Source organism: Nocardioides hankookensis (assembly GCF_042658885.1).
GTDB classification, from domain to species: Bacteria; Actinomycetota; Actinomycetes; order Propionibacteriales; family Nocardioidaceae; genus Nocardioides; species Nocardioides hankookensis.
On the sequence record NZ_JBHSRJ010000009.1, the window covers coordinates 255,518 to 279,382 of the forward strand.

The following is a 23,865-nucleotide window of genomic DNA, read 5'->3' on the forward strand; positions in this document are numbered from 1 at the left end:
AACGCGGGTCAGGAAGCCTTCTCGGCCGCCAGGATCCGGACCTCGGCGCGCTTGGCCCGCTCCTCGCCGTCCTCGCCCTCGGACTGGGCCGACTCCAGCTCGGCCCGCGCGGCGGCCACGTCGATCTCGTGGGACAGCGCGGCGAACTGGCTGAGGATCGAGACCCGGTTGTTGGCGACCGAGAGGAACCCGCCGTCGACGGCGGCGAACATCCGCTCGCCGTCGACGGGCACGATCTCGACGACGCCGTCGACCAGCAGGGAGAGCACCGGCATGTGGTTGCGCAGCACGCCGATGTCGCCCTCTGCGGTCTTGGCGACCACCATCGTGGCCTGACCGGACCACACGGTCCGGTCGGCCGCGACGAGCTCGACCTGCAGCTGGTCCGAGTCAGCCATCAGATGTTCTTCTGGATCTCGGACCACTTCTTCTCGACGTCGTCCAGACCGCCGCACATGAAGAAGGCCTGCTCGGCCACGTGGTCGTACTCGCCGTCAGCGATCTTGTTGAACGCCTCCACGGTCTCGCCGATGGAGACCGTCGAGCCCTCGATGCCGGTGAACTGCTTGGCGACGTAGGTGTTCTGCGACAGGAAGCGCTGGATCCGGCGAGCGCGGGACACGATGATCTTGTCCTCTTCGGACAGCTCGTCGACACCGAGGATCGCGATGATGTCCTGGAGCTCCTTGTTGCGCTGCAGGATCTGCTTGACGCGGATTGCGCAGTCGTAGTGGGCCTGCCCGATGTACTGGGCGTCCAGGATCCGCGAGGTCGACGTCAGCGGGTCGACGGCCGGGTAGATGCCCTGCGACGCGATGTCGCGGGACAGCTCGGTGGTCGCGTCGAGGTGCGCGAACGTCGCCGCCGGCGCCGGGTCGGTGTAGTCGTCGGCCGGCACGTAGATCGCCTGCATCGAGGTGATCGAGTGACCGCGCGTCGAGGTGATCCGCTCCTGGAGCGTGCCCATCTCGTCGGCGAGGTTGGGCTGGTAGCCCACCGCGGACGGCATCCGGCCCAGCAGGGTCGACACCTCGGAGCCGGCCTGCGTGAACCGGAAGATGTTGTCGATGAAGAGCAGCACGTCCTGGCTCTGCACGTCGCGGAAGTACTCCGCCATCGTCAGCGCGGACAGGGCGACCCGCAGGCGCGTGCCCGGCGGCTCGTCCATCTGGCCGAAGACGAGGGCGGTCTGGCCGATGACGCCGGCCTCCTCCATCTCGACGATCAGGTCGTTGCCCTCACGGGTGCGCTCGCCGACACCGGCGAACACCGACACACCACCGTGGTCCTTCGCGACGCGCGCGATCATCTCCTGGATGAGCACGGTCTTGCCGACGCCGGCGCCACCGAAGAGGCCGATCTTGCCGCCGAGGACGTACGGCGCGAGCAGGTCGATGACCTTGATGCCGGTCTCGAACATCTGCGTCTTGGACTCGAGCTGGTCGAAGGCCGGCGCCTTGCGGTGGATGCCCCACCGCTCCTTGACGTCGAGGGTCTCGCCCTCCTCGAGGTTGAGGCACTCGCCCAGGGTGTTGAACACCTTGCCGAGGGTCGCGTCGCCGACGGGGACCGTGATCGGGCCGCCAGTGTCGGTCACCTGGGCACCGCGGACCAGGCCGTCGGTCGGACGCAGCGAGATCGCGCGGACCATGCCGTCGCCGATGTGCTGCGCGACCTCGAGCGAGAGCGTGGTGGTCTCGCCGCCGAGCTCCAGCTGGGTCTCGAGCTTGTTGTACATCTCCGGCATCGAGTCCACGGGGAACTCGATGTCGACGACCGGGCCGATGACCCGGGCGATGCGACCGACGCCAGCAGAGCCGGTCTCCGTGGTCTCTTCAACAGTGGCAGTCATGTCTCTCACTCACTCCCGGCGTTGGCGTCGGCCAGCGCGTTGACGCCACCGACGATCTCGCTGATTTCCTGGGTAATACCGGCCTGGCGGGCCTGGTTGGCGATCCGTGTGTACTTCTTGATGAGCTCGTCCGCGTTGTCCGTGGCCGACTTCATCGCCTTCTGACGGGCGGCGAGCTCGGAGGCAGCGGCCTGGAGCAGCGCGAAGAAGATCCGGCTCTGCACGTACTGCGGCAGCAGCCCGTCCAGCACCGCCTCGGGCGAGGGCTCGAACTCGTAGAGCGGCAGCACCTCGCCGTTCGACGGCTTCTCCTCGCCCTCCACGACCTCGAGCGGCAGCAGCCGGATGTCGGTCGGCTCCTGCACCAGCATCGACTTGAACCGCGTGAAGACGACGTGCACCTCGTCCACCCCGCCGTCCTCGTCGAGGAAGGCATCGATCAGGGTCTGCCCGATCTCGTGGGCGACCTCGAAGCTCGGCTGGTCCGAGAAGCCGTTCCACGACTTCTTCACCTCGCGACCACGGAACTTGAAGTACGCCTCACCCTTGCGCCCGGCGATGTAGGTGTCGATCTCCTTGCCCTCGCCCCGGAGCTTCTCCGCGAGGCGCTCCGCCTCCTTGATGACGCTGGAGGAGTAGGCGCCGGCGAGGCCACGGTCGCTGGTCACGAGGAGCACGGCAGCCCGCTTGGACTCCTCGGGCTCCCGCGTCAGCGGGTGGTCGACGTTGGAGTACGTCGCCACGGCCGAGACCGCCCTGGTCAGCTCGCGGGCGTACGGCGCTGCCGACTGCGCCCGCTGCTGCGCCTTGATGATCCGGGACGCGGCGATGAGCTCCATGGCGCGGGTGATCTTCTTCATCGACTCCGTCGACCTGATCCGCGCCCGGTACTCGCGCACCGATAGAGCCATGGGTCAGCCCCGCTTCTGCTTGACGATCTGCTCCTGCTCGACGTCCTCGTCCTCCAGGGCCTCGGCCTTCGGCTCGTTGCCGACCTTGATCGAGCCCCCCTCCGAGGTCTCGAACTGGTCCAGGAAGGAGTCGTAGGCACCCTCGAGGGCCGACGCGGTGTCGTCCTCGAACTTCTGGCTCTCCCGGATGGCGGAGAGGATGCCGTCGTGCGAGCGGCGCAGGTAGTCGATGAACTCACGCTCGAAGCGCAGCACGTCGTCGGCCGGCACCCGGTCGAGGCGACCGGTGGTGCCGATCCACAGCGAGACCGTCATCTCCTCGAGCGGGTACGGCGAGTACGCCGGCTGGCGCAGCAGCGCCATCAGGCGCTGACCGCGGTCCAGCTGCTGGCGCGACGCGGCGTCGAGGTCGGACGCGAACATCGCGAAGGCCTCCATGGCGCGGAACTGCGCCAGGTCGACCTTGAGCGAGCCGGTGACGGCCTTCATCGCCTTCGTCATCGCCGCGCCGCCGACGCGCGACACCGAGATGCCGACGTCGATGGCGGGACGCTGGTTGGACGCGAACAGGTCCGACTGCAGGAAGATCTGGCCGTCGGTGATCGAGATGACGTTGGTCGGGATGAACGCCGAGACGTCGTTGGCCTTGGTCTCGATGATCGGGAGACCGGTCATCGAGCCCGCGCCGAGGTCGTCGGAGAGCTTCGCGCAGCGCTCGAGCAGCCGGCTGTGCAGGTAGAAGACGTCACCCGGGTAGGCCTCGCGGCCCGGCGGGCGGCGCAGCAGCAGCGACACGGCGCGGTAGGCCTCGGCCTGCTTGCTCAGGTCGTCGAACACGATGAGGACGTGCTTGCCGTCGTACATCCACTGCTGGCCGATGGCCGAGCCGGTGTACGGCGCGAGGTACTTGAAGCCCGCGCTGTCCGAGGCCGGCGAGGCGACGATCGTCGTGTACTCCAGCGCGCCGGCCTCCTCGAGGGCGCCACGCACGGAGGCGATGGTCGAGCCCTTCTGGCCGATGGCGACGTAGATGCAGCGGACCTGCTTGGTCGGGTCGCCCGACTCCCAGTTCTGCTTCTGGTTGATGATCGTGTCGATCGCGATCGTGGTCTTGCCGGTCGCGCGGTCACCGATGATGAGCTGGCGCTGGCCACGGCCGATCGGGGTCATCGAGTCGATCGCCTTGATGCCGGTGGCGAGCGGCTCGTGCACCGACTTGCGCTGCATCACGGTCGGTGCCTGGAGCTCGAGGGCCCGGCGGGTGTCGGACTCGATGTCGCCCAGGCCGTCGATCGGGTTGCCGAGCGGGTCGACGACGCGGCCCATGAAGTTGTCGCCGACGGGGACCGAGAGGATCTCGCCGGTACGGCGGACCGTCTGGCCCTCCTCGATCTTGTCGAAGTCACCGAGGATGACGACGCCGATCTCGCGGGTGTCGAGGTTCAGGGCGATGCCCAGGGTGCCGTCCTCGAACTCCAGCAGCTCGTTCGCCATCGCCGAGGGCAGGCCGCTGACACGAGCGATGCCGTCACCGGCCTGCGCGACCGTGCCGACCTCTTCCTTGCTGGCCGCCTCGGGCTGGTAGTCGGCGACGTACTTCTGCAGCGCGTCGCGGATCTCCTCCGGACGGATCGAAAGCTCCGTCATCTTCGTCCCTACTCTCTTGGTTCTCTACTGAAGTCTTCGGTGGATGGGCCGGTCAGCCGACCAGCTTGCGCCGGGCGTCGTCGAGCCGGCTCGACACGGTGCCGTCGATGACGTCGTCACCGATCTCGACCCGCATCCCGCCGAGCACGCCGGGTTCGACGATCTCGTTGAGGTGGACCTGCTTGCCGTACTGACGCGACAGCGCAGCGGCGAGCCGCTCGCGGTCGGTGTCGCTGAGCGCCTGGACGACGCGCACCGTGGCGACCGCCTCGCCGCCGGCCTCGGCCGCGACCTTGCGGTACGCCGTCAGCGCGCCGGTCAGGGTCTGGTAGGTGCCACCCAGGGCCTGCTTGGCCAGGGCCAGCGTCGCCGGGAGGACCTTGCCGTCGAGCAGCGAGTCGAGCAGCGCCGACTTGTCCTCGATCGACCGGGCGGGGTTGGCCAGCGCGTCGCGCAGCTCGGGGTTGGCGACCAGCATCTGGCCGAGCCCGAAGAGCTCGTCGACCAGCTTGTTGGCGTCCTTGCCGACCGAGGTGACCGCGGTCAGCTCGCTGAGACGCTCCACCGCGTCGGCCAGGTCGCGGGCCGACGTCCAGCGCCGTCCCGCCGCACTGGTGACCACAGCGAACGTCACGTCGTCGAGCTTGCCCGCGAAGACCTGCTGGATCAGGCCCTGCTTGGCCTCGGCGGGCAGCGAAGCGTCGGTCGCGAACCGGCGCAGTGCCGGCTCGGACCGGAGCAGCGACGCGACGTTGTAGAGCTCCCGGGCCACGCGCTCGGCGTGCTCCCCGGCGCGCAGCGCCCCGTCCAGCTCGGCGGTGAGCTCCCGGAGGGAGTCGGCCGATGCTCCACGCAGATCCATCAGCTGGCGCCTTCCAGCTCCGTGAGGAAGCGGTCGACCACGCGGCTCTGGCGGGCCTCGTCGTCGAGGGACTCCCCGACGATGCGACCGGCCAGGGTGGTGGCGAGCGTGCCGACCTCACCGCGCAGGGACGCGGCCGCGGACTTGCGGTCGGCCTCGATCTGCGTGTGGGCGTGCTCGACGATCCGAGCCGCCTCGGCCTGGGCCTGCTCGCGCATCTCCGCGATGATCGCGGCACCCTGCTCGCGGGCCTCCTCGCGGATGCGGGCCGCCTCGTGGCGCGCGTCAGCGATCTGGGCCTTGAACTCCTCCTCGGCCGCGCTGGCCTCGGACTTCGCCTCGTCCAGCTCGGCGAACTGCTCGCGGATCGCGTCCTGGCGAGCCGTCATCGCGCGGTTGATCGGCGGGATGATGAACTTGCCCAGGAGGAACAGCAGCAGCAAGAAGGCAAAGAGCTCGACGAAGAACGTGGCGTTCGGGACGAGGAAGTTGTCCGCCATGGGGGTGACCGCAAGGCTTGCCATCGATTGGTTCCTTTTCTTCTGACGGGTGGAAGGGGCCTAGGGCCCTATCTCACGCAGCGCCGAGGACGAAGACGAACAGCGCCATGAAGGCGAGGTTGATGAAGAACATCGCCTCGACCAGGCCGACCGTCAGGAAGAAGATCGTCTGCAGGCGACCCTGCGCCTCGGGCTGACGAGCGACACCCTCGATGTAGGACGAACCCGCGAGGCCGTCACCGATACCAGCACCGATGGCGCCACCAGCAAGGGCGATGCCACCGCCGACGAAGGCACCAGCCAGCTTGACGGCGTCGGCAGTTGTAGTTTCGGTTGCCATGTCTCTCCTTGGTTACGCACCGGGACCCGGTGCCTGTTACTGAACTCTGGTCACGCCCCGACCCGGGTGGGTCAGTGCGCTGGAACGGGGGCGGCCTCGTCGGCCTCGGCTGCCTCGGCAGCCTTCTTGCTGCGCTGCTCGTCCTCGTACGCCTCGTGCGTCTCGTGCTCCTCGTGGCCGGCGCCGGCCATCGCGAAGTAGAGGACGGTCAGCAGCGCGAAGATGAAGGCCTGGATGACGCCGATGATGCCGTCGAAGGCCTTCCACAGCAGGTTCGGCGCCCACAGCGCGTACGCCGGGATCAGTCCGATGAGGGCCAGCATGATGCCGCCGGCGAAGATGTTGCCGAAGAGTCGCAGCGCCAGGGTGATCGGCTTGATCAGCTCCTCGAGGATGTTCAGCGGCGCGAGCACCGGGAACGGCTCGATGAAGTGGCGGAAGTAGCCCTTCACACCCTTCTGGCGGATGCCGTAGGTCCACACGCTGACCATCGTCACCGCGGCGAGCGCGTAGGTGAGGTTGGTGTCCGCGGTGGGCGCCGGCAGCAGGTGCAGGTGCTCGTTGAGCTCCGTGGGGAGCAGCTCGAGCCAGTTGCAGAACAGGATGAAGAAGAACAGCGAGATCGCGAGCGGCGCGACGTACGGGTGCACCTTGCCGAGGTTGTCCTCGACCTGCTTGTTGACCTCGCCGACCACGGCCTCCCAGAGGATCTGGGTCTTGGTCGGGACGTGGTCCTCGGTCTTCTTGTTCATCGCGCGCACGGTGAGGAAGCCGAGCAGCAGCACGAGCCCACCCGCCACCGCCGTGGAGATGATCGTGTCGATGTTGAACGTCATGCCCATCCACTCGCGCGTGACGTGGTGCCCGATCTGGATGTCAGACTCGAACGGCAGCACGGCAGTCAGACCGGTCACTGGTTCTTCAACTCCTTGAGCAGCGGGATCGTGGTCATCACCAGGGCGATGAGACGGAAGATGGCGAGGCCGAGCAGCAGGCCGATGCCGTCGGGCCAGAACGCGGCGGCGATGGCGACCGCCACGACCGTGAGGACGGCCAGCCGGATGATCGTGGAGGCGGTGAGCTGACCCTTGGTCGGCTGCTTGCCCGAGCTGATGATCCTCAGCAGCCACCACTCGGTGGCGAGGTGGTTCGCGAGGCCGAGCGCGACGCCTGCGGCGATGCAGCCGGCCAGCTGCCACCGTCCCGCGGCACCGGCGACCCAGTACGACGCGACGATCATCCCGAGCGCGACGAGGCAGATCTTCCGCTGGTCACGGATGACGCGCAGGAGCGAGGCCTTCACCGGCGGCTGGTCGTCCGTCATGTGCGTGTTCATCTCCGTCGTGCTCATCGGCGCTCACCCGCGGAGGGCGGCGCGGACCTTGACGACGAAGCCGACGGCGCCGGCGAGGATGCCGAGGCCGATGCCGATGAGGACGCCCACCGGTGCGCTGTCCGCGGCGTCGTCGACGAGGAGGCCGACGACCAGCCCCACGACGACACAGCCGGCGAGGAGACCGCCGAGGCCGATGAGGTCGCGGCCGCGGAGCCCGGCGTCAGAACGCTCATCGCCCATCCACCCAAGTCCCATTCGTCGACAGTGCTTCTCTTGCCGGCATCGGCAGGCGTGAAGACGCCATCACGGTGACCACGGGCTCGAGCCCTCGCGGCATCCGGCGACTGCGCGAAACTACCACAGCCAGACAGGCCGAACTCCGGGGTGATCACCGGGGTCCGGATCGTCGCGGTCGTCATCGTCGGCGGCCGTTCTCTCGTGGCTGGTGCGGGCGGTGCAAGGGGGTGCTTGTGAAAACTAGCACAAGCGATCCGGGCGGTCGAAACCGCCCTTCTCCCGGGCACGAGGAGCAGTCTCTCAGGCGCCTTCGGGAAGTGATTGACCGGGGGTCCCCCCACCACCCTCGTCGCTGGGGCCACCGGCGCCGCTGGCGTCGCTGGCGTCGCCGGCCCCCTCGTCCACCAGCGGGCCGATCTCCGGCGGGTGGTGCAGCTTGGGCAGCAGGAAGGTCAGGCCGATCGTGACCGCGGCCATCGAGCCCAGGGCGACCCAGGTCCACGTCTCGTCGCTGTAGAGGCTCATCAGCACGGTGCCGAAGGCCACCAGGGCCGCCCACAGGTACATGATCAGCACGGCGCGCCGGTGGGAGTGGCCGATCTCGAGCAGCCGGTGGTGGAGGTGCTGCTTGTCCGGGGCGAACGGCGAGCGGCCCGCACGGGTACGACGTACGACGGCGAGCAGCAGGTCGAGCATCGGCACGATCAGGATCGAGACCGGCAGCAGCAGCGGCAGCAGGGTCGGCAGCAGGCTGGCCTGCGTGCCGGCGCCGCCCTCGCTGATCTGGTCGGGCGCGAACTGCCCGGTCAGCGTCACCGCGCTGGCCGAGAGGACCAGTCCGATCAGCATCGACCCGCTGTCGCCCATGAAGAGCCGCGCCTGGTGGAAGTTGTGCGGCAGGAACCCGCCGCACGCCCCGGCCAGCGCGGCGCTGAGCAGGGCGCCGGTCGTGGCCAGTGGGACGTGGTTGATGTTGGCGAGCTGGTAGCAGAAGACGAAGTAGGCCAGGGCGCCGATGCCGACGACGCCGGCGGCCAGCCCGTCCAGGCCGTCGACGAAGTTCACCGCGTTGACCGTGGCCACGACGACGAACCCCGTGAGCAGCGCGCCCTGCGCCGGCTGGATCGGGAACTGCGTGCCGTCACTGCCCGTGAAGAACATGTACTGGATCCCGAACGCGATCAGGAACCCCGCGGCCAGCACCTGCCCGCCCAGCTTGGTGAGGGCATCCAGCTCGAAGAGGTCGTCGAGGACGCCGACGGCGCAGATCAGGGCGCCGGCGATCAGCACCACGCCGGCGTCGTGGAAGACGATCGGGCCGCTGCGCGAGAGGAACGGCAGCTCGCGGGCCACGGCGTACGCCGCGACGAGGCCGCCGAGCATCGCCAGGCCGCCGAGGTACGGGACCGGGACCGCGTGCACGTCGCGGTCGCGGACCTTCGCGACGGCGCCGGTCCGCAGCGCGATCTCGCGGGCGATGACCGTGAGGAGGTAGGTCGTCGCCGCGGCGACGAGGAAGACGAGGAGGTACTCCCGCAAGGGCCTCAGTCCTCTTCGTCGGTCAGCGTGGCGCCGAGCGGCTCGAGGACCGCGTTGAGAGCCTCCAGGCTCAGGGCGCCGTGCCGGAGGACCCGGCCCTGCGGACCGGTCACGTCGATGATCGTGGACGCCTCGCCGCCCGGGGAGGGACCGGCATCGACCACGACGTCGACGTCGTCGCCGAGCATCTCGATCGCCTGGTCGGCGTCGGTCGCGGCCGGCATCCCGGTCTTGTTGGCGGAGCTGACCGCCAGCGGGCCGGTGCGCTCGAGGATCTCGAGCGCGATCGGGTGGTCCGGCATCCGCACCGCGACCGTGCCGCGGTTGTCACCGAGGTCCCACTGCAGCGAGCTCTGCTGGTGGCAGACCAGGGTCAGCGGTCCCGGCCAGAACTCCTCGACCAAGGCCCGGGCGTAGCCGGGCACCTTGACCGCGAGCGCGTCGAGGGTCGTCGCCGAGCTCACCAGCACGGGCGGAGGCATGTCGCGACCCCGGCCCTTGGCGTCGAGCAGGCCCTGGACGGCGCCGGGGTCGAAGGCGTCCGCGCCGAGGCCGTAGACGGTGTCGGTGGGCAGCACGACGAGCTCGCCCTGCTGCACCGCGATCGCGGCCGCCTCGACGGCCGCCTCCCGCTCCTCGTCGGTCCCGGTCGGATAGCGCTCGCTCGTCACAGGCTCATCGTGCCAGTCGCGCGGTGGTGAAGCGTGCTCGGCCTGCCAGGTCGGCGTGGTCGCGGACGTCGGTCCAGCGGCCGGTGGCGGCGAAGACCGCGGGTGCCGACTCGCCCTGGACGTCGGCGTGCTCGAACCCCACCACTCCCCCGGGCCGCAGCAGCACGGCGGCGCGGGCGGCCAGCACGCGGATCGCGTCCAGGCCGTCAGCACCCGAGAAGAGCGCGAGGTGCGGGTCGTGGTCGCGGGCCTCCTGCGCCACCGACTCCCACGCGTCGAGCGGGATGTACGGCGGGTTGCAGGTCAGCACGTCGACGGTGCCGGCGAGGTCGTCGAAGGCGGTCGCCATGTCGCCCTGGCGCAGGTCGACACCCGTCCCGGCCAGGTTGCGCTCGGCCCACCGGTGGGCGGACTCGTCGAGCTCGACGGCGTGCACGACCGCCCCCGGGACCTCGTCGGCGATCGCCTTCGCGACCGCACCCGACCCGGTGCACAGGTCGACGACGACCGCGCCCGCGACCGCGTGCCCGATCGCCCAGCCCGCCAGCAGCTCGGTCTCCGGACGCGGCACGAAGACACCGGGCCCGACGGCGAGCTCGACGTGGCGGAAGTACGCCGTGCCGGTGAGGTGCTGGAGCGGCTCCCGGGCCGCACGGCGGACGAGGAGGACGTCGTACTCCTCCAGCGCGGCGGCGGGGACGTCGTCGACCAGTGGAAGTCGCGACCGGGTGGTGCCGAGCACGTGGGCGAGCAGCTCGGCCGCGTCGTGCTCGGGGCTGGCGACGCCGGCCTCGCGGAGCCGCCCGGACGCGGCGCGCAGCAGCTCCCGTGGGGTCACTGCTCGAGCGCCTCGAGGCGGGCGGCGAGGTCGGCCTCGATGCACGAGTCGAGGACCGGCTGGAGGTCGCCGTCGAGCACCTGGTCGAGGTTGTAGGCCTTGTAGCCGGTGCGGTGGTCGGAGATCCGGTTCTCCGGGAAGTTGTAGGTGCGGATCCGCTCGGAGCGGTCGACGGTGCGGACCTGGCTGCGCCGGGCCTCGCCGGCCTCGGCGTCGGCCTTCTCCTGCGCCGCGGCCAGGATCCGCGCCCGCAGGATCCGCATCGCCTGCTCGCGGTTCTGGAGCTGGCTCTTCTCGTTCTGGCAGCTGGCCACGATGCCGGTCGGGACGTGCGTGATCCGGACCGCGGAGTCCGTCGTGTTGACGCTCTGCCCGCCGGGGCCGCTGCTGCGGTAGACGTCGATGCGCAGGTCGTTCTCGTCGATCTGGACGTCGATCTGCTCGGCCTCCGGGAAGACGAGCACGCCCGCGGCGCTCGTGTGCACGCGGCCCTGGGACTCGGTCACCGGGACGCGCTGCACGCGGTGCACGCCGCCCTCGAACTTCAGCAGGGCGTACGGCGCGGTGCCGGGCTCGGAGGCGCCCTTGGCCTTCACGGCGACCGTCACGGACTTGTAGCCGCCGAGGTCGGACTCGGCGGCGTCGAGGACCTCGACCTTCCAGCCGCGCGCCTCGGCGTACCGGGTGTACATGCGGAGCAGGTCGCCGGCGAAGAGCGCCGACTCCTCGCCGCCCTCGCCCGACTTCAGCTCGAGGATCGCGTCCTTGTCGTCGGCCTCGTCGCGCGGCACCAGGAGCCGGCGCAGCCGTTCCTCGGCGGCGTGCCGGCTCTCGACGAGCAGGTCGGCCTCCTCGGCGAACGCCGGGTCCTCCCCGGCGAGCTCCCGGGCCGCCTCGATGTCGTCACCCAGCTGCTGCCAGTCGCGCCAGGCGGCGATGATCGACGAGAGCGCGGCGTAGCGCTGGTTGAGCTGCTTCGCGAGCCGGGCATCGGCGTGGGTCTCGGGCGCACCGAGGCGCGCCTCGATCTCCTCGTGCTCGGCGAGCATGCCTTCGACGGCCTCGAACATGACGCCCCTCCGGGTCAGCTGATGGGTGGAGAAAACACGAGCGCCGGTCGTCACCCGAAGGTGACGACCGGCGCTCGAGAACAGCTACTTCTTGGCGTCGGCAGCCTTCTTGGCGTAGCGGGCCTCGAAGCGGGCGACGCGACCGCCGGTGTCGAGGATCTTCTGCTTGCCGGTGTAGAACGGGTGGCACTGCGAGCAGACGTCGGCGTGGATCGTGCCGGAGGTCGCGGTGCTGCGGGTGGTGAACTGAGCGCCGCAGGTGCAGGTCACCTGGGTCTCGATGTAGTCCGGGTGGATGTCCTTCTTCACGGTGTGTCCTCTCGATGGCCGCCGGGTCGCCTCGCTCCCTGCGAGGAGGCGTGAACCGGAGCCGACAGACGATTGTGTCACGGGTCAGAACGCTTGGGTAATCGACAACATTCCCGCTGCGGAGCGCTACGGAGCGGGCTCGTGGGCGGGCTCGTTGTCGACCACGGAGAGCACCGCCGGCGGCGTCACGACGGTCAGCTGAGGCGGCGGCGCCTGCACCGGGAGGCGGACCGTCACGGTGGTGCCGACGCCCTCCTCGGAGTCGATCACGACGGCGCCGGCGTGGCGGTCGACGATGGTCTGCATGATCCGGACACCGAGGCCGGTGCCGGCGATCTCGTTGGTCACCGCGTTGGACGCCCGGAAGAAGCGGGTGCCGAGCCGCTCGATCTCGCCGGACGGGATGCCGATGCCCCGGTCGGTGACCGCGACCTCGACCTGACCGCGGCCGGTCGTGATCGCGACGTCGACGATGCCGTCGTCGTGGCTGAACTTGACGGCGTTGCTGACGACGTTGAGGAACGCCCGGTGCAGCATCGCCCGGTCGGCCAGCACCGAGACGTCGACCTGGGGCGCCTTCACCCCGATCCGGATGCTGCGGCGCGCGGCCGTGATCTTCACGTCCATCACCACGTCGCGGACCAGGGCGGCCAGGTCGACCGGCTCCATCTGCTGGTTGCTGCCCTCGGCGCGCTGGAGGGTCAGCAGGTCGTCGATCAGCATCTTCAGGCGGGCGACGTTGCGGCGCGTCGCGTCGAGCATCCGCTCGTGGCGCGGCTGCATCTGCCCCTCGAACTCCTCGGCGACCAGCTCGAGGTAGCCGCTGATCGTCGTGAGCGGGGTGCGCAGCTCGTGGGAGACGTTCGCGACGAAGTCGTCCTTGGCGGTGTCGAGGGTGCGCAGCTCGCGCTGGATCCAGATCTCGACCGCCCGCGCCCGGGTCTGGGCGTCGGCGAGGTCGTTGAGGGCCTGCGCGACCGCCTGGACCTCCTTCGGACCCGCGGCCGCGGCCCGGATGTCGTGGTCGCCGCGAGCCATCCGCTGCACGACCTTCTCCAGCGCGAGCAGCGGGGTCGAGAGCTCGCCGAGCAGACGGCGGCGCGAGCGGGTCATCACGACGGCTGCGAGGGCGGCGAGCAGGACGACGGCGAGGACGGTGCCCCGCAGCCTCAGCGAGACACCGTCGCTGGCCGAGCGCACCCGGCTGTCGAACGCCTGGGTCGTGGTCTGGTGCGCGGAGCGGATCGCGTCGAACGCCGCGTTGCCCGCCCGGGCGTCGCGCGCGGTCGCGCCGACGCCACCCTCGGCGGCCATCCGCGGCTCGGCGTACCCGTCGATCCAGAGCGCGGCGGCCGTCTCCTGCCGCTCGACCGCGGTCTCGAGCGACTCGTCGCCGGTCGCGAACGAGCGGACCTCCTGCTCGTGGGCGCCGAGTCGCAGCGTGGCCTGCCGGTAGTCGTCGGCCGCCGCGGGCAGCCCGGTGCTGGACCACGACTCGGCGGCGGCCGACATGTCCGTGAGGTCCTGGTAGACGGCCTGGTTGGCCGCGGCGGCGGGTGCGAGGTCGTCGGTGAGGTCACCGACGGCGACGGCGGCGATCACGACACCGATCACCGCGACGGCGGTCGAGAGCGCGACGAGGAGCCCGATCCGTGCCAAGACGGACGAGACGACGCGCGCCACCGGACGACCCGTCATGCTCAGAACACCCCCCAGTGCTCTCATCTGGGGCGCGCCAAGCACCCCTCCCCGACCAGCAGGCTACCTCCGCCCCGAGCGTCGGACTGCCGGATCGGCCTCCCTTGCGGGGACCTTGCGGGTACCTTGCGGGAGCGCTGGGGTCGGCCGGAGGGTCAGCTGGACGCTCAGGTGGTCGAGCGGGTGAGCAGCGCCTGGACCCGCGAGGCGAGCTCGCGCGGGCTGAACGGCTTGGTGATGTAGTCGTCGGCGCCCGAGTCGAAGCCGGTCTCGACGTCCGACTCCTGGGCGCGCGCCGTCAGCAGGATGACGGGCAGGTCGGCCAGGCCGGGGTCCGCCCGGATCGCGCGGATCGCGTCCAGCCCGGACACGCCGGGCATCATCACGTCGAGCACCGCCAGATCGGGGCGCTCGGCCTGACACGCCTCGATCGCCGCGGCACCGTCTGCGACGGCTACCACGTCGTGCCCGAGGGTCGAGAGCTTGAACTCGACGAGCTCACGGATGTCGACGTCGTCGTCCGCGACCAGGATCCGAGCCACGCGGGTCCCCTTCCACTGTCATGTTGCGACCCGCTCGCAACGGCGCCGACTTGCGACACACACCCTAGGGCACGTGTTCCACACGCACCTTAACCGCAGCCGCGGCCGGATCGAGCATGACGGGCCACTCCCGTCTGGAGCAGCCCGTCCAGACCCGTGGTCTACTCCTCCCGACCGGACACGGTCGGGGTCGTCTTCTGGACCTGCATGAGGAACTCGATGTTCGTCTGGGACTTCTTCAGGCGCTCGAGCAGCAGCTCCAGTGCCTGCTGCCCGTCGAGCGACGACAGCACCCGGCGGAGCTTCCAGACGATGGCCAGCTCCTCCTTGCTCAGCAGCAGCTCCTCGCGGCGGGTCCCGGACTGGACGGCGTCGATCGCCGGGAAGAGCCGCTTGTCCGCGAACTCGCGGCGCAGCCGGATCTCCATGTTGCCGGTGCCCTTGAACTCCTCGAAGATCACCTCGTCCATCTTCGAGCCGCTCTCGATGAGTGCCGTCGCGAGGATCGTCAAGGAGCCGCCGTTCTCGATGTTGCGCGCGGCGCCGAAGAACTTCTTGGGCGGGTAGAGCGCGGCCGAGTCGACGCCGCCGGAGAGGATGCGGCCGCTCGGCGGCGCGGCCAGGTTGTAGGCCCGGCCCAGGCGGGTGATGCCGTCGAGCAGGACCACGACGTCGTGGCCGAGCTCGACGAGCCGCTTGGCCCGCTCGATCGCCAGCTCGGCGACCGTCGTGTGGTCGGCCGGCGGCCGGTCGAAGGTCGAGGAGATGACCTCGCCCTTGACCGAGCGCTCGAAGTCGGTGACCTCCTCGGGGCGCTCGTCGACCAGCACCACCATCAGGTGGCACTCGGGGTTGTTCGTCGTGATCGAGTTCGCGATCGACTGGAGGATCATGGTCTTGCCGGCCTTGGCCGGCGAGACGATCAGGCCGCGCTGGCCCTTGCCGATCGGCGCCGCGATGTCGATGACCCGGCCGATCAGGTTGTCGGCGCCCGTCTCGAGGCGCAGCCGCTCCGAGGGATAGAGCGGCGTCAGCTTGGAGAACTCGACCCGGTTCTTCGCGACCTCCGGGTCGGCGCCGTTGACGGCGTCGATCCGGACCATCGGGTTGAACTTCTCCTTGCGCTCCCCCTCGCGGGGCTGGCGCACCTGGCCGACGATCGCGTCACCGCGGCGCAGGCCGAACTTGCGGACCATCGACAGCGACACGTACACGTCGTCGGAGCTGGCGAGGTAGCCGCTGGTCCGGACGAACGCGTAGTTGTCGAGGACGTCGAGGATGCCGGCGGCCGGCACCAGCACGTCGTCCTCGAGGATCGTGGTGTCCGGCTCGTTGCGCTGGCCACCGCCGGTGCCCGCGGGACGCGCCACCCGGTCGCGGCCCCGGCGCCGGCGGTTGCGGCGGGTGCCGTCGCCCTCGCCGTCGTCGTCGCCCTGCTGCTCGTTCTGGTTGTTCTGCTGGCCGCGGTCCTGCTGGTTCCGGTCCTGCTGGTTGTTCTGCTGGTTCCGGTCCTGGCGCGCCTGCTGGTTGCCCTGCTGGCCGCCCTGCTGGCCGCCCTGCTGGTCGCCCTTCTGGTCGCCCTTCTGGTCCTGCTTGCCCTGCTGCTTGCCCTGCTGGCGGTCCTGCTGGCCGCCCTGGTTGCCCTGGTTGCCGCCCTGCTTGCCCTGCTGGCGATCGCGCTGCTCCTGGCGGCGCTCCTGCTGGGGCTTGTCCTCGGCGGGCTGGTCCTGGGGCTGCTGGTCGCGCTGCTTGCCCTGGCCCTTCTCCCGGGCCGGCTTCTCCTGGCTCTTCTCCTGGCCCTTCTCCGGGGCCGGGGCGTCCTGGCGGGAGCCGCCGGACTGGTGCGCCTTGATGGCGTCGACGAGTTGGGCCTTCTTCATGGCTCCCGAGCCCGCGATGCCCATGCCGGCGGCCATCGACTTGAGGTCCGCGAGCAGCATGGAGTTGAGTCCGCCGCCGCGCTTCTTGGCGGGGGCCGCGCCTGCGGTGCCCGCCCCGGAGTCGGTGGCGCCTTCGATGGTGTCCGTCACGTGAGGTCCTTCCCACGTTCAGAGCCGTACCGGCCTCGGGCCGACGGCGTACTGGTCAGTGCTTCCCTGCCGGCCGTGGCTCGCGGGTGCGGAGCCGCGGGGCTGCTGGGCGGCAGGAAGCCGCCACCTGGCGAGGAAGAGGGTGCACGATGCCGGCGTCACGGCCGGCGGTGCCACGCCGAAGAACTCGGCGCGCTCTCAAGATACACCCGTCAGGACAGGCGTGCGCCGACGGTCTCCACGTCGAGCAGGTGGCCCGCCCAGCTGTCGGGACACCGGGCAAGCAGCGCCGCGGCGGCCGTCGGGTCGGTGAAGGCCAGGACCGTGGGCCCGGCGCCCGACACGAGGGCGGGGACGCCGTCGGCGCGCAGCCGGTCGACCAGGTCGAGCGAGTCGGGCATCGCCGGGCGGCGGTAGTGCTGGTGCAGGTAGTCGCGGGTGGCGCGGAGCAGGTGCTCCGGCTGACCGGCCAGCGCGGCGACCAGGAGCGCAGTCCGACCGGCGTCGGCCGCGGCGTCCGCGTGCGGCACCTCGGCGGGCAGCAGCCCGCGGGCGAGCTCGGTGGACACCGGGGTCGGCGGCACGAACACGACGGCGGCGACGCGCGGGTCGACCGGCGAGCCGACCGAGTAGAACTCACCGTCCTCGTCGCGGCCCGAGATCGTGAAGCCCCCGTAGAAGGCGGGAGCGACGTTGTCGGGGTGTCCCTCGAGCCGTGCGGCCAGCCCGAAGAGCGCCGCGTCGTCGGCGAGGAGCGCGCCACCGGCCACCAGGCCGCGGGCCAGCACGACGCCCGCGACGATCGCCGCGGAGGACGAGCCGAGGCCGCGGGCGTGCGGGATGACGTTGGTGCAGGACAGTCGCAGCCCCGGGGGCCGGGCGTCCATCAGGTCGAAGGCAGCACGCATCGAGCGCACGACGAGGTGGGTCTCGTCGCGGGCCACCTCGTCGGAGCCGGCGCCGCTGACCTCGACCTCCAGCCCACCGGTGGTCACCTCGGCGACCAGCTCGTCGCGCATCGACAGGGCCAGGCCGAGGGAGTCGAACCCGGGTCCGAGGTTGGCCGAGGTCGCGGGGACGGACACCCGCACCGGGCCGTCGACGAAGGTCGTCATGCCGGTCAGGCGAGCCCGGCGGCGGCAGCGGCGGCGACGACGTTGGCGTCGATCACCGTGTCGACGATCGGGCGGCCGCTCTCGGCGAGTCCCTCGAGCGCCGTCGCGGTGTCCTTGAGGCCGTGCCCGGTGACCGTGATCGCGACGGTGCTGCCGCGGTACGACGTACCGCCGGCGAGCTCCTGGAGCATCCCGGCGACGCCGGCGGCCGAGGCCGGCTCGACGAAGACGCCGTCGCGGGCGGCCAGCTCGCGCTGGGCGGCGAGGATCTGGTCGTCGGTGACGGAGGCGAAGGCGCCCTCGGACTCGTCGCGGGCAGCCTCGGCGAGCTTCCACGAGGCCGGGTTGCCGATCCGGATCGCGGTCGCCCGCGTCTCCGGGTCGGGGAACGGCTCACCGGTGACGAGCGGCGCCGCACCCTCGGCCTGGAAGCCGCGCATGACCGGCTTCTTGGTCGCCATCCCGGCGTCGGCGTACTGCGTGTAGCCGAGCCAGTACGCCGAGATGTTGCCGGCGTTGCCGACCGGCAGCAGGTGGTAGTCGGGGGCGTCGCCGAGGAAGTCGACGATCTCGAAGGCGGCGGTCTTCTGCCCCTCGAGGCGCACCGGGTTGACCGAGTTGACCAGCGCGACCGGGTAGTCCCAGGCGAGCCCCTTGGCGAGGCCGAGGCAGTCGTCGAAGTTGCCGCGCACCATGATGACCTGGGCCCCGTGGATCAGCGCCTGCGCCATCTTGCCGGCGGCGATCTTGCCCTCCGGCACCAGGACGAGCGGCTTGAGGCCGGCCTTCGCGGCGTACGCCGCCATCGACGCGGACGTGTTGCCCGTCGACGCGCACACCACGGCCTGGGCGCCGTCGTGCTTGGCGACCGAGATCGCGGCGGTCATGCCGCGGTCCTTGAACGAGCCGGTCGGGTTGTTGCCCTCGACCTTGAGCCAGACCTCGGCGCCGGTGAGGCCGGAGAGCCACTCCGAGAACACGAGGGGCGTGCCGCCCTCGCGGAGGGTGACGGCCTGCGTCCCCTCGGGGATCTCGAGCAGGGGGCGGTACTCCTCGATCACGCCGCGCCACTGGTGGGCCCGGGCGGACTGGGGGGCGTTCACTCGGCGACTCCTTCGACGCGCATGACGGACGTGACCTCGCGGACGATGTCCATCCCGTGCAGGGACTCGACCGTCGCGGCGAGCTGGGCGTCGGTCGACTCGTGCGAGACGACGACCAGCTGGGCGTCGGCGTCGCGGCCCTCCTGGCGGACCGTCTGGATCGAGACGCCGTGCTCGGCGAACGCCGTCGCGACCGCGGCGAGCACACCCGCGCGGTCGGCGACGTCGATCGCGACGTGGTAGCGCGTGACGGTCTCCCCCATCGGCAGCACCGCGCGGTCGGCGTACGCCGACTCCCCCGGTCCGCGGGTGTCCGCGAGCCGGTTGCGGGCGACGGTCACCAGGTCGCCGAGGACGGCGGACGCGGTGGGCGATCCGCCCGCGCCGGGACCGTAGAACATCAGCTGACCGGCGGCGTCGGACTCCACGAAGACCGCGTTGTAGGCCTCGCGGACCGACGCCAGCGGGTGCGACCTCGGGATCATCGCCGGGTGCACGCGGACCGCGACGGCGCCCTGGCCGTCCTCGCCCTCGCGCAGCTCGCAGATGGCGAGCAGCTTGACGACGCTGTTCATCTCCCGCGCCGACTGGACGTCGGCGGCGGTGACCTCGGAGATGCCCTCGCGGTGCACGTCGGAGGCGGTGACCCGGGTGTGGAACGCGAGCGAGGCCAGGATCGCGGCCTTCGCGGCGGCGTCGAAGCCCTCGACGTCGGCCGTCGGGTCGGCCTCGGCGTACCCGAGCTCCTGGGCCTCCTCGAGCGCCTCGGCGAACCCGGCGCCGGAGGTGTCCATCTTGTCGAGGATGAAGTTGGTGGTGCCGTTGACGATGCCGAGCACCCGGGTGACCCGGTCACCGGCGAGCGACTCGCGCAGCGGGCGCAGGATCGGGATCGCACCGGCCACGGCGGCCTCGTAGTAGAGGTCGCGGCCGGCCTTGTCGGCCGCCTCGAAGAGCGTCGGGCCGTCCTCGGCGAGCAGCGCCTTGTTGGCCGACACGACGGACTTGCCGTTCTCGAGCGCCGCCAGGATCAGCGACCGGGCCGGCTCGATGCCGCCGATCACCTCGACCACCAGGTCGACGTCGTCGCGGGCCACCAGTGCCGTCGCGTCCGTCGTCAGCAGCCCCTCGGGCACCTCGACGTCGCGGTGCGCGTCCAACCGGCGTACGGCGACGCCGACCAGCTCGACCGGTGCGCCGACACGTGCTGCGAGGTCGCCGGCCTGCTCGTCGAGCAGCCGCACCACCTGGGAGCCGACCGAGCCACAGCCCAGCACCGCCACCCTCAGCCCGTTCGTCCGGGGCTTGTCGCTCTCCATTACTGATCACCCATGTCCGTCGCCAACAGGTCGTCCTCAGTCTCGCGGCGCACGACGACGCGCGCGACCCCGTCCCGCACCGCGACCACCGGGGGCCGCAGCGCGTGGTTGTAGTTGGAGGCCATCGAGCGGCAGTACGCACCCGTGCCGGGCACGGCGACCAGGTCGCCGGGGCGTACGTCGCCGGGGAGGAACTCGTCCTTCACCACGATGTCACCGGCCTCGCAGTGCTTGCCGACGACCCGCGCCAGCACCGGCGCCGCGTCCGAGGAGCGCGAGGCGACCGTGCAGGAGTAGTCGGCGTCGTAGAGCGCGGTGCGGATGTTGTCGCTCATCCCGCCGTCCACGGAGACGTAGGTGCGCACGGCGCCGCCGTCGAGCTGGACCCGCTTCACGGTGCCGACGGTGTAGACGGTGCACATCGCGGGACCGACGATCGCGCGGCCGGGCTCGATCGAGAGCCGCGGCTCCGGGATCCCCAGCGCGCGGCACTCGTGCTCGACGATCTTGCTCATCTCGGTCGCGAGCTGCGCCGGGTCGGCCGGGTCGTCCTGGGTCGTGTAGGCGATGCCGAAGCCACCGCCGAGGTCCATCTCCGGCAGCGTGACGCCGAGCTCGGCGCTGATCCGGGCCTGGAGCGCCAGCACCCGCCGGGCCGCGACCTCGAAGCCGGAGGAGTCGAAGATCTGGCTGCCGATGTGGGAGTGCAGGCCGAGCAGCTCGATCCCCGGCGCCTCCTCGATCCGGCGGACCGCCTCGAACGCGTCGCCGCTGCTGATCGAGAAGCCGAACTTCTGGTCCTCGTGGGCGGTCGCGATGTACTCGTGGGTGTGCGCCTCGACGCCGGCGGTCACCCGCACCATGACCTTGGCGGTCAGGCCGTCGGAGGTGATCGACACGAGCCGCTCGATCTCGTCGAACGAGTCGACGACGATCCGGCCGACGCCCGCGTCGACCGCACGACGCAGCTCCATGAGCGACTTGTTGTTGCCGTGGTAGCCGATCCGCGCCGGGTCGAACCCGGCCCGCAGCGCGACGGTCAGCTCGCCGTTGGAGCAGACGTCGAGGCTGAGCCCCTCCTCCGCCACCCAGGCCGCGACCGCGGTGCACAGGAACGCCTTGCCGGCGTAGAAGACGTCGTACGCCGAGAACGCGTCGCGGAACGCCCGGGCCCGGGACCGGAAGTCGGCCTCGTCGAGGACGTACGCCGGGGTGTTGACGTTCGCGACCAGCTCGGGGACCGCGAGCCCGCCGACGTGCAGCTCGCCGTCGACCTTGTGGGCGGTCTGCGACCACAGGTGCGGGACCAGCGCGTCGGGGTCGGCCGGCGGCGTCAGCCAGGCCGGCCCGCGCAGTGCTCCGGGCGCGTGCGCCCAGCCCGCCTCGTGGGACACCGGATCACATCCGCTCGGGCGCGGAGACGCCGAGCAGGCCGAGGCCGTTGGCGAGCACCGTGCGGGCGGCGGCGACCAGCACCAGGCGGGCCTCGTTGAGCGCGGTGACCGGCTCGTCGCCCTGCGGGAGCATCCGGCACTCCTTGGTGTCGTACCACCGGTTGAAGATCGCGGTCGTGTCCTCGAGGTAGCGGGCGACCCGGTGCGGCTCGCGCAGCTCGGCGGCGCTGGCCACCACCCGCGGGAACTCGGCGAGCGCCCGGAGCAGCTCGCCCTCCTTCTCGTGGGAGAGCAGCGACGGGTCGAACGTCGACTCGTCGGGCAGCGACATGCCCAGGTCCGCGGCGTTGGCCATCATCCGGCAGGAGCGGGCGTGGCCGTACTGCACGTAGTAGACGGGGTTGTCGTTCGACTGGCTCGCCCACAGGTCGAGGTCGATGTCGATGTTGGAGTCCGAGCTGTAGCGGGTCAGGGCGTAGCGCGCCGCGTCCACGCCGATCGCGTCGACCAGGTCGTCGATGGTGACGACGGTGCCGGCCCGCTTGGACATCCGCATCGGGGCGCCGTCCTTGAGCAGGTTGACCATCTGGCCGATCAGGATCTCGAGGTTCTTGCCCGGCTCGTCGCCGAAGGCGGCGCACATCGCGTTCATCCGGCCGACGTAGCCGTGGTGGTCGGCGCCGAGCATGATCAGGCACCGGTCGAAGCCGCGCTCGCGCTTGTCGAGGTAGTAGGCCAGGTCGCCCGAGAGGTACGCCGGCTCGCCGTTCGACCGGACGATGACCCGGTCCTTGTCGTCGCCGAACTGTTCGGTGCGCAGCCAGAGCGCGCCGTCCTGCTCGAAGGTGTTGCCGAGCTCGGTCAGCCGGGCGATCGCCCGCTCGACGGCGCCGCTGCGGTGCAGGTTGTTCTCGTGGAAGTAGACGTCGAAGTCGACGCCGAAGTCGTGGAGGCTCTTCTTGATCTCCTCGAACATCATCTCGACGCCCTCGGCGCGGAAGACTTCCTGCGCCTCCTCGTCGGTGAGGTCCTTGACCTGCGGCTCCTTGGCCACGACCGCCGCGGCGATCTCGTGGATGTAGTCGCCGCCGTACCCGTCCTCGGGAGCGGGCTCGCCCTTGGCGCTGGCCAGCAGCGAGCGGCTGAACCGGTCGATCTGGGCGCCGTGGTCGTTGAAGTAGTACTCGCGGGTGACCTTCGCGCCGGTCATCTGGAAGATCCGGCCGAGGGCGTCGCCGACGGCCGCCCAGCGGACGCCGCCGATGTGGATCGGGCCGGTCGGGTTGGCCGAGACGAACTCGAGGTTGATCTTCTCGCCGGCGAACGCGTCGCTGCCGCCGTACGCCGCGCCGGCGGCGACGATCTGGGCCGCGACCACGCCCTGGGCGCCGGCCGAGACGGTGAGGTTCATGAAGCCCGGCCCGGCGACCTCGACGCCGTCGATCCCGTCGACCTCGCCGAGCCGCTCGGCGAGCAGGTCGGCGAGCGCACGCGGGTTCATCCCGGCCTTCTTGGCCAGCTGCATCGCGACGTTGGTGGCGTAGTCGCCGTGCCCCTTCTGCCGCGGTCGCTCCACCGTCACCGTCGTGGGGACCCCGTCCGGCAGGGTGAGCGCACCCTCGTCGGAGAGGGTCGTCAGAACGTCGACGATCGCGGTGGAGAGCTGCTCGGGAGTCACCGACCCAGGGTATCGGCGCGCCGCGTCCGGCCTCGCATCGATATCGGACGTGGACGCCGCGATCCGGTTTCGCGGGCCGGGTGGGCGACCTGTAGTGTGACGCCGCAGCCCGCCGCCTCGCGCAGCGGGCGCACGCCTCCGTAGCTCAGGGGATAGAGCACCGGTTTCCGGTACCGGGTGCCGCAGGTTCGAATCCTGCCGGGGGCACGTCGTGAATGGCCGCAGGTCCGACCTGCGGCTTTCGACATTTCCAGGACACCCACGCGTCCGAGCACCTAGGTTTCCGCGTCATGCGCCGCATCGTCTCGGGGGCCGTCGCGCTCCTCTTCCTGCTGTTCCTGCCCGCCCTGACCGGCCGTGCCGCCGCCCAGGACGCGCCTGACCACGAGCGGACCTCCGGCCGGACGGTCTACTACAACGGCTGGGGCGGCCTGCGCCTCGGCATGACGCACCAGCAGGCCTGGCGGACCGGCATGGTCTCCCACGTCTACGGCCACTGTGCTCCCGGCTACGAGATGAGGCCGGCCTACCGCGACCGTGGCTTCGTCGTCTGGCGCGACCGCCGCCCCGCCCCGTTCAAGGTCCAGGAGATCGTCGTCCGGGGCGCGGACGACCGGACCGTCGCGGGGGCGGGGGTCGGCACGACGCTCCGCGAGCTGCGCCGTCTCTACCCCGACCTCACCCGGGTCACCGGTGCCAGCGAGATCGACAACCGGCCCGGCCGGGACCGGAAGGACCTCTGGATCGCCTCGGCCAGCAAGAAGTGGGGCACCCTCAACTTCCAGTTCGCGTACGGCGCCCGCCCGGGCGCCCGCGCGAAGGTCGAGATGATCGTGGTCAGCCACCGCCAGGAGGTCTACTGGGGCTGCTGACG

Annotated in this window: 24 protein-coding genes and 1 tRNA gene; 2 read left to right on the forward strand and 23 right to left on the reverse strand. The window is 70.8% G+C overall.

Annotated elements, in window-relative coordinates; all coding sequences use genetic code 11:
* Positions 1–8: 8 nt before the first annotated feature.
* The 23 genes from ACFPYL_RS20605 to argS form a co-directional block, all read right to left on the reverse strand.
* Complete coding sequence (locus ACFPYL_RS20605; protein ID WP_379158826.1) at positions 9–398, reverse strand: F0F1 ATP synthase subunit epsilon; 390 nt, start codon at positions 396–398, stop codon at positions 9–11.
* A complete protein-coding gene (gene atpD / locus ACFPYL_RS20610; protein ID WP_379158829.1) occupies positions 398–1,852 on the reverse strand; it encodes a F0F1 ATP synthase subunit beta in 1,455 nt (484 codons plus the stop codon). The genes ACFPYL_RS20605 and atpD overlap by 1 nt, the downstream gene beginning before the upstream one ends.
* A 5-nt stretch (positions 1,853–1,857) precedes the next feature.
* Complete coding sequence (locus ACFPYL_RS20615; protein WP_379158832.1) at positions 1,858–2,763, reverse strand: F0F1 ATP synthase subunit gamma; 906 nt, start codon at positions 2,761–2,763, stop codon at positions 1,858–1,860.
* Between the two features lie 3 nt (positions 2,764–2,766).
* On the reverse strand, positions 2,767–4,410 hold the full coding sequence (atpA, locus tag ACFPYL_RS20620; RefSeq protein WP_379158835.1) for a F0F1 ATP synthase subunit alpha: 1,644 nt from the start codon (positions 4,408–4,410) through the stop codon (positions 2,767–2,769).
* Between the two features lie 52 nt (positions 4,411–4,462).
* Positions 4,463–5,272, reverse strand: coding sequence for a F0F1 ATP synthase subunit delta (locus tag ACFPYL_RS20625; protein WP_379158838.1), 810 nt, complete (start codon positions 5,270–5,272; stop codon positions 4,463–4,465).
* Positions 5,272–5,796, reverse strand: a complete 525-nt coding sequence (locus ACFPYL_RS20630; protein WP_379158840.1) for a F0F1 ATP synthase subunit B — start codon at positions 5,794–5,796, stop codon at positions 5,272–5,274. The genes ACFPYL_RS20625 and ACFPYL_RS20630 overlap by 1 nt, the downstream gene beginning before the upstream one ends.
* A 49-nt stretch (positions 5,797–5,845) precedes the next feature.
* Positions 5,846–6,112: a F0F1 ATP synthase subunit C gene (locus ACFPYL_RS20635; protein WP_379158843.1), complete on the reverse strand. Its 267-nt coding sequence runs from the start codon at positions 6,110–6,112 to the stop codon at positions 5,846–5,848.
* A gap of 71 nt (positions 6,113–6,183) precedes the next feature.
* Positions 6,184–7,026, reverse strand: a complete 843-nt coding sequence (atpB, locus tag ACFPYL_RS20640) for a F0F1 ATP synthase subunit A (RefSeq protein WP_379158846.1) — start codon at positions 7,024–7,026, stop codon at positions 6,184–6,186.
* Positions 7,023–7,463: a hypothetical protein gene (locus tag ACFPYL_RS20645; protein ID WP_379158849.1), complete on the reverse strand. Its 441-nt coding sequence runs from the start codon at positions 7,461–7,463 to the stop codon at positions 7,023–7,025. The genes atpB and ACFPYL_RS20645 overlap by 4 nt, the downstream gene beginning before the upstream one ends.
* Before the next feature lie 6 nt (positions 7,464–7,469).
* Positions 7,470–7,703 carry a hypothetical protein gene (locus ACFPYL_RS20650; RefSeq protein WP_379158852.1) on the reverse strand — a complete coding sequence of 78 codons (234 nt, stop codon included), beginning with the start codon at positions 7,701–7,703 and terminating at the stop codon, positions 7,470–7,472.
* A 282-nt stretch (positions 7,704–7,985) separates the two neighbouring features.
* Positions 7,986–9,224, reverse strand: coding sequence for a glycosyltransferase family 4 protein (locus ACFPYL_RS20655; RefSeq protein ID WP_379158855.1), 1,239 nt, complete (start codon positions 9,222–9,224; stop codon positions 7,986–7,988).
* A 5-nt stretch (positions 9,225–9,229) separates the two neighbouring features.
* Complete coding sequence (locus tag ACFPYL_RS20660) at positions 9,230–9,895, reverse strand: L-threonylcarbamoyladenylate synthase (protein WP_379158858.1); 666 nt, start codon at positions 9,893–9,895, stop codon at positions 9,230–9,232.
* A 4-nt stretch (positions 9,896–9,899) separates the two neighbouring features.
* Entirely contained in the window at positions 9,900–10,733 is an 834-nt protein-coding gene (prmC, locus tag ACFPYL_RS20665) for a peptide chain release factor N(5)-glutamine methyltransferase (RefSeq protein WP_379158861.1), read from the reverse strand.
* Positions 10,730–11,803, reverse strand: coding sequence for a peptide chain release factor 1 (prfA, locus tag ACFPYL_RS20670; RefSeq protein ID WP_379158864.1), 1,074 nt, complete (start codon positions 11,801–11,803; stop codon positions 10,730–10,732). Before prfA ends, prmC begins: the two co-directional genes overlap by 4 nt.
* An 84-nt stretch (positions 11,804–11,887) precedes the next feature.
* Positions 11,888–12,112 (reverse strand): 50S ribosomal protein L31, encoded by a 225-nt coding sequence (gene rpmE / locus ACFPYL_RS20675; RefSeq protein WP_224120953.1) that lies wholly within the window; start codon positions 12,110–12,112, stop codon positions 11,888–11,890.
* Positions 12,113–12,238: 126 nt separating this feature from the next.
* On the reverse strand, positions 12,239–13,810 hold the full coding sequence (locus ACFPYL_RS20680) for a sensor histidine kinase (protein ID WP_379158867.1): 1,572 nt from the start codon (positions 13,808–13,810) through the stop codon (positions 12,239–12,241).
* A gap of 167 nt (positions 13,811–13,977) precedes the next feature.
* Positions 13,978–14,352: a response regulator transcription factor gene (locus ACFPYL_RS20685; RefSeq protein WP_379158870.1), complete on the reverse strand. Its 375-nt coding sequence runs from the start codon at positions 14,350–14,352 to the stop codon at positions 13,978–13,980.
* 161 nt (positions 14,353–14,513) lie between these two features.
* Positions 14,514–16,292 carry a transcription termination factor Rho gene (rho, locus tag ACFPYL_RS20690; RefSeq protein ID WP_449289726.1) on the reverse strand — a complete coding sequence of 593 codons (1,779 nt, stop codon included), beginning with the start codon at positions 16,290–16,292 and terminating at the stop codon, positions 14,514–14,516.
* Positions 16,293–16,594: 302 nt separating this feature from the next.
* Positions 16,595–17,497, reverse strand: a complete 903-nt coding sequence (gene thrB, locus ACFPYL_RS20695; RefSeq protein ID WP_379158875.1) for a homoserine kinase — start codon at positions 17,495–17,497, stop codon at positions 16,595–16,597.
* A gap of 5 nt (positions 17,498–17,502) precedes the next feature.
* Positions 17,503–18,600: a threonine synthase gene (gene thrC / locus ACFPYL_RS20700; RefSeq protein WP_379158878.1), complete on the reverse strand. Its 1,098-nt coding sequence runs from the start codon at positions 18,598–18,600 to the stop codon at positions 17,503–17,505.
* Positions 18,597–19,919, reverse strand: a complete 1,323-nt coding sequence (locus ACFPYL_RS20705) for a homoserine dehydrogenase (RefSeq protein WP_379158881.1) — start codon at positions 19,917–19,919, stop codon at positions 18,597–18,599. Before ACFPYL_RS20705 ends, thrC begins: the two co-directional genes overlap by 4 nt.
* A complete protein-coding gene (gene lysA, locus ACFPYL_RS20710) occupies positions 19,919–21,313 on the reverse strand; it encodes a diaminopimelate decarboxylase (RefSeq protein ID WP_379158883.1) in 1,395 nt (464 codons plus the stop codon). Before lysA ends, ACFPYL_RS20705 begins: the two co-directional genes overlap by 1 nt.
* A 4-nt stretch (positions 21,314–21,317) precedes the next feature.
* Positions 21,318–22,991: an arginine--tRNA ligase gene (gene argS, locus ACFPYL_RS20715; RefSeq protein WP_379158886.1), complete on the reverse strand. Its 1,674-nt coding sequence runs from the start codon at positions 22,989–22,991 to the stop codon at positions 21,318–21,320.
* Positions 22,992–23,125: 134 nt separating this feature from the next.
* On the opposite strand from argS, the gene ACFPYL_RS20720 reads away from it, so the two are divergent.
* Positions 23,126–23,198: transfer RNA gene (locus ACFPYL_RS20720), tRNA-Arg, on the forward strand.
* Positions 23,199–23,281: 83 nt separating this feature from the next.
* Positions 23,282–23,863, forward strand: a complete 582-nt coding sequence (locus tag ACFPYL_RS20725; RefSeq protein ID WP_379158889.1) for a hypothetical protein — start codon at positions 23,282–23,284, stop codon at positions 23,861–23,863.
* Positions 23,864–23,865 lie beyond the last annotated feature (2 nt).

Coding starts and splice junctions, on each gene's coding strand:
- atpA (WP_379158835.1), bottom strand. CDS start 4,410: ATGACGGAGCTTTCGATCCGTCCGGAGGAGATCCGCGACGCGCTGCAG.
- prfA (WP_379158864.1), bottom strand. CDS start 11,803: ATGTTCGAGGCCGTCGAAGGCATGCTCGCCGAGCACGAGGAGATCGAG.
- ACFPYL_RS20705 (WP_379158881.1), bottom strand. CDS start 19,919: ATGGAGAGCGACAAGCCCCGGACGAACGGGCTGAGGGTGGCGGTGCTG.
- ACFPYL_RS20630 (WP_379158840.1), bottom strand. CDS start 5,796: ATGGCAAGCCTTGCGGTCACCCCCATGGCGGACAACTTCCTCGTCCCG.
- thrB (WP_379158875.1), bottom strand. CDS start 17,497: ATGACGACCTTCGTCGACGGCCCGGTGCGGGTGTCCGTCCCCGCGACC.
- atpD (WP_379158829.1), bottom strand. CDS start 1,852: ATGACTGCCACTGTTGAAGAGACCACGGAGACCGGCTCTGCTGGCGTC.
- ACFPYL_RS20725 (WP_379158889.1), top strand. CDS start 23,282: ATGCGCCGCATCGTCTCGGGGGCCGTCGCGCTCCTCTTCCTGCTGTTC.
- ACFPYL_RS20645 (WP_379158849.1), bottom strand. CDS start 7,463: ATGAGCACGACGGAGATGAACACGCACATGACGGACGACCAGCCGCCG.
- ACFPYL_RS20635 (WP_379158843.1), bottom strand. CDS start 6,112: ATGGCAACCGAAACTACAACTGCCGACGCCGTCAAGCTGGCTGGTGCC.
- ACFPYL_RS20680 (WP_379158867.1), bottom strand. CDS start 13,810: ATGACGGGTCGTCCGGTGGCGCGCGTCGTCTCGTCCGTCTTGGCACGG.
- rho (WP_449289726.1), bottom strand. CDS start 16,292: ATGCTGCTCGCGGACCTCAAGTCGATGGCCGCCGGCATGGGCATCGCG.
- ACFPYL_RS20650 (WP_379158852.1), bottom strand. CDS start 7,703: ATGGGACTTGGGTGGATGGGCGATGAGCGTTCTGACGCCGGGCTCCGC.
- ACFPYL_RS20615 (WP_379158832.1), bottom strand. CDS start 2,763: ATGGCTCTATCGGTGCGCGAGTACCGGGCGCGGATCAGGTCGACGGAG.
- ACFPYL_RS20625 (WP_379158838.1), bottom strand. CDS start 5,272: ATGGATCTGCGTGGAGCATCGGCCGACTCCCTCCGGGAGCTCACCGCC.
- ACFPYL_RS20605 (WP_379158826.1), bottom strand. CDS start 398: ATGGCTGACTCGGACCAGCTGCAGGTCGAGCTCGTCGCGGCCGACCGG.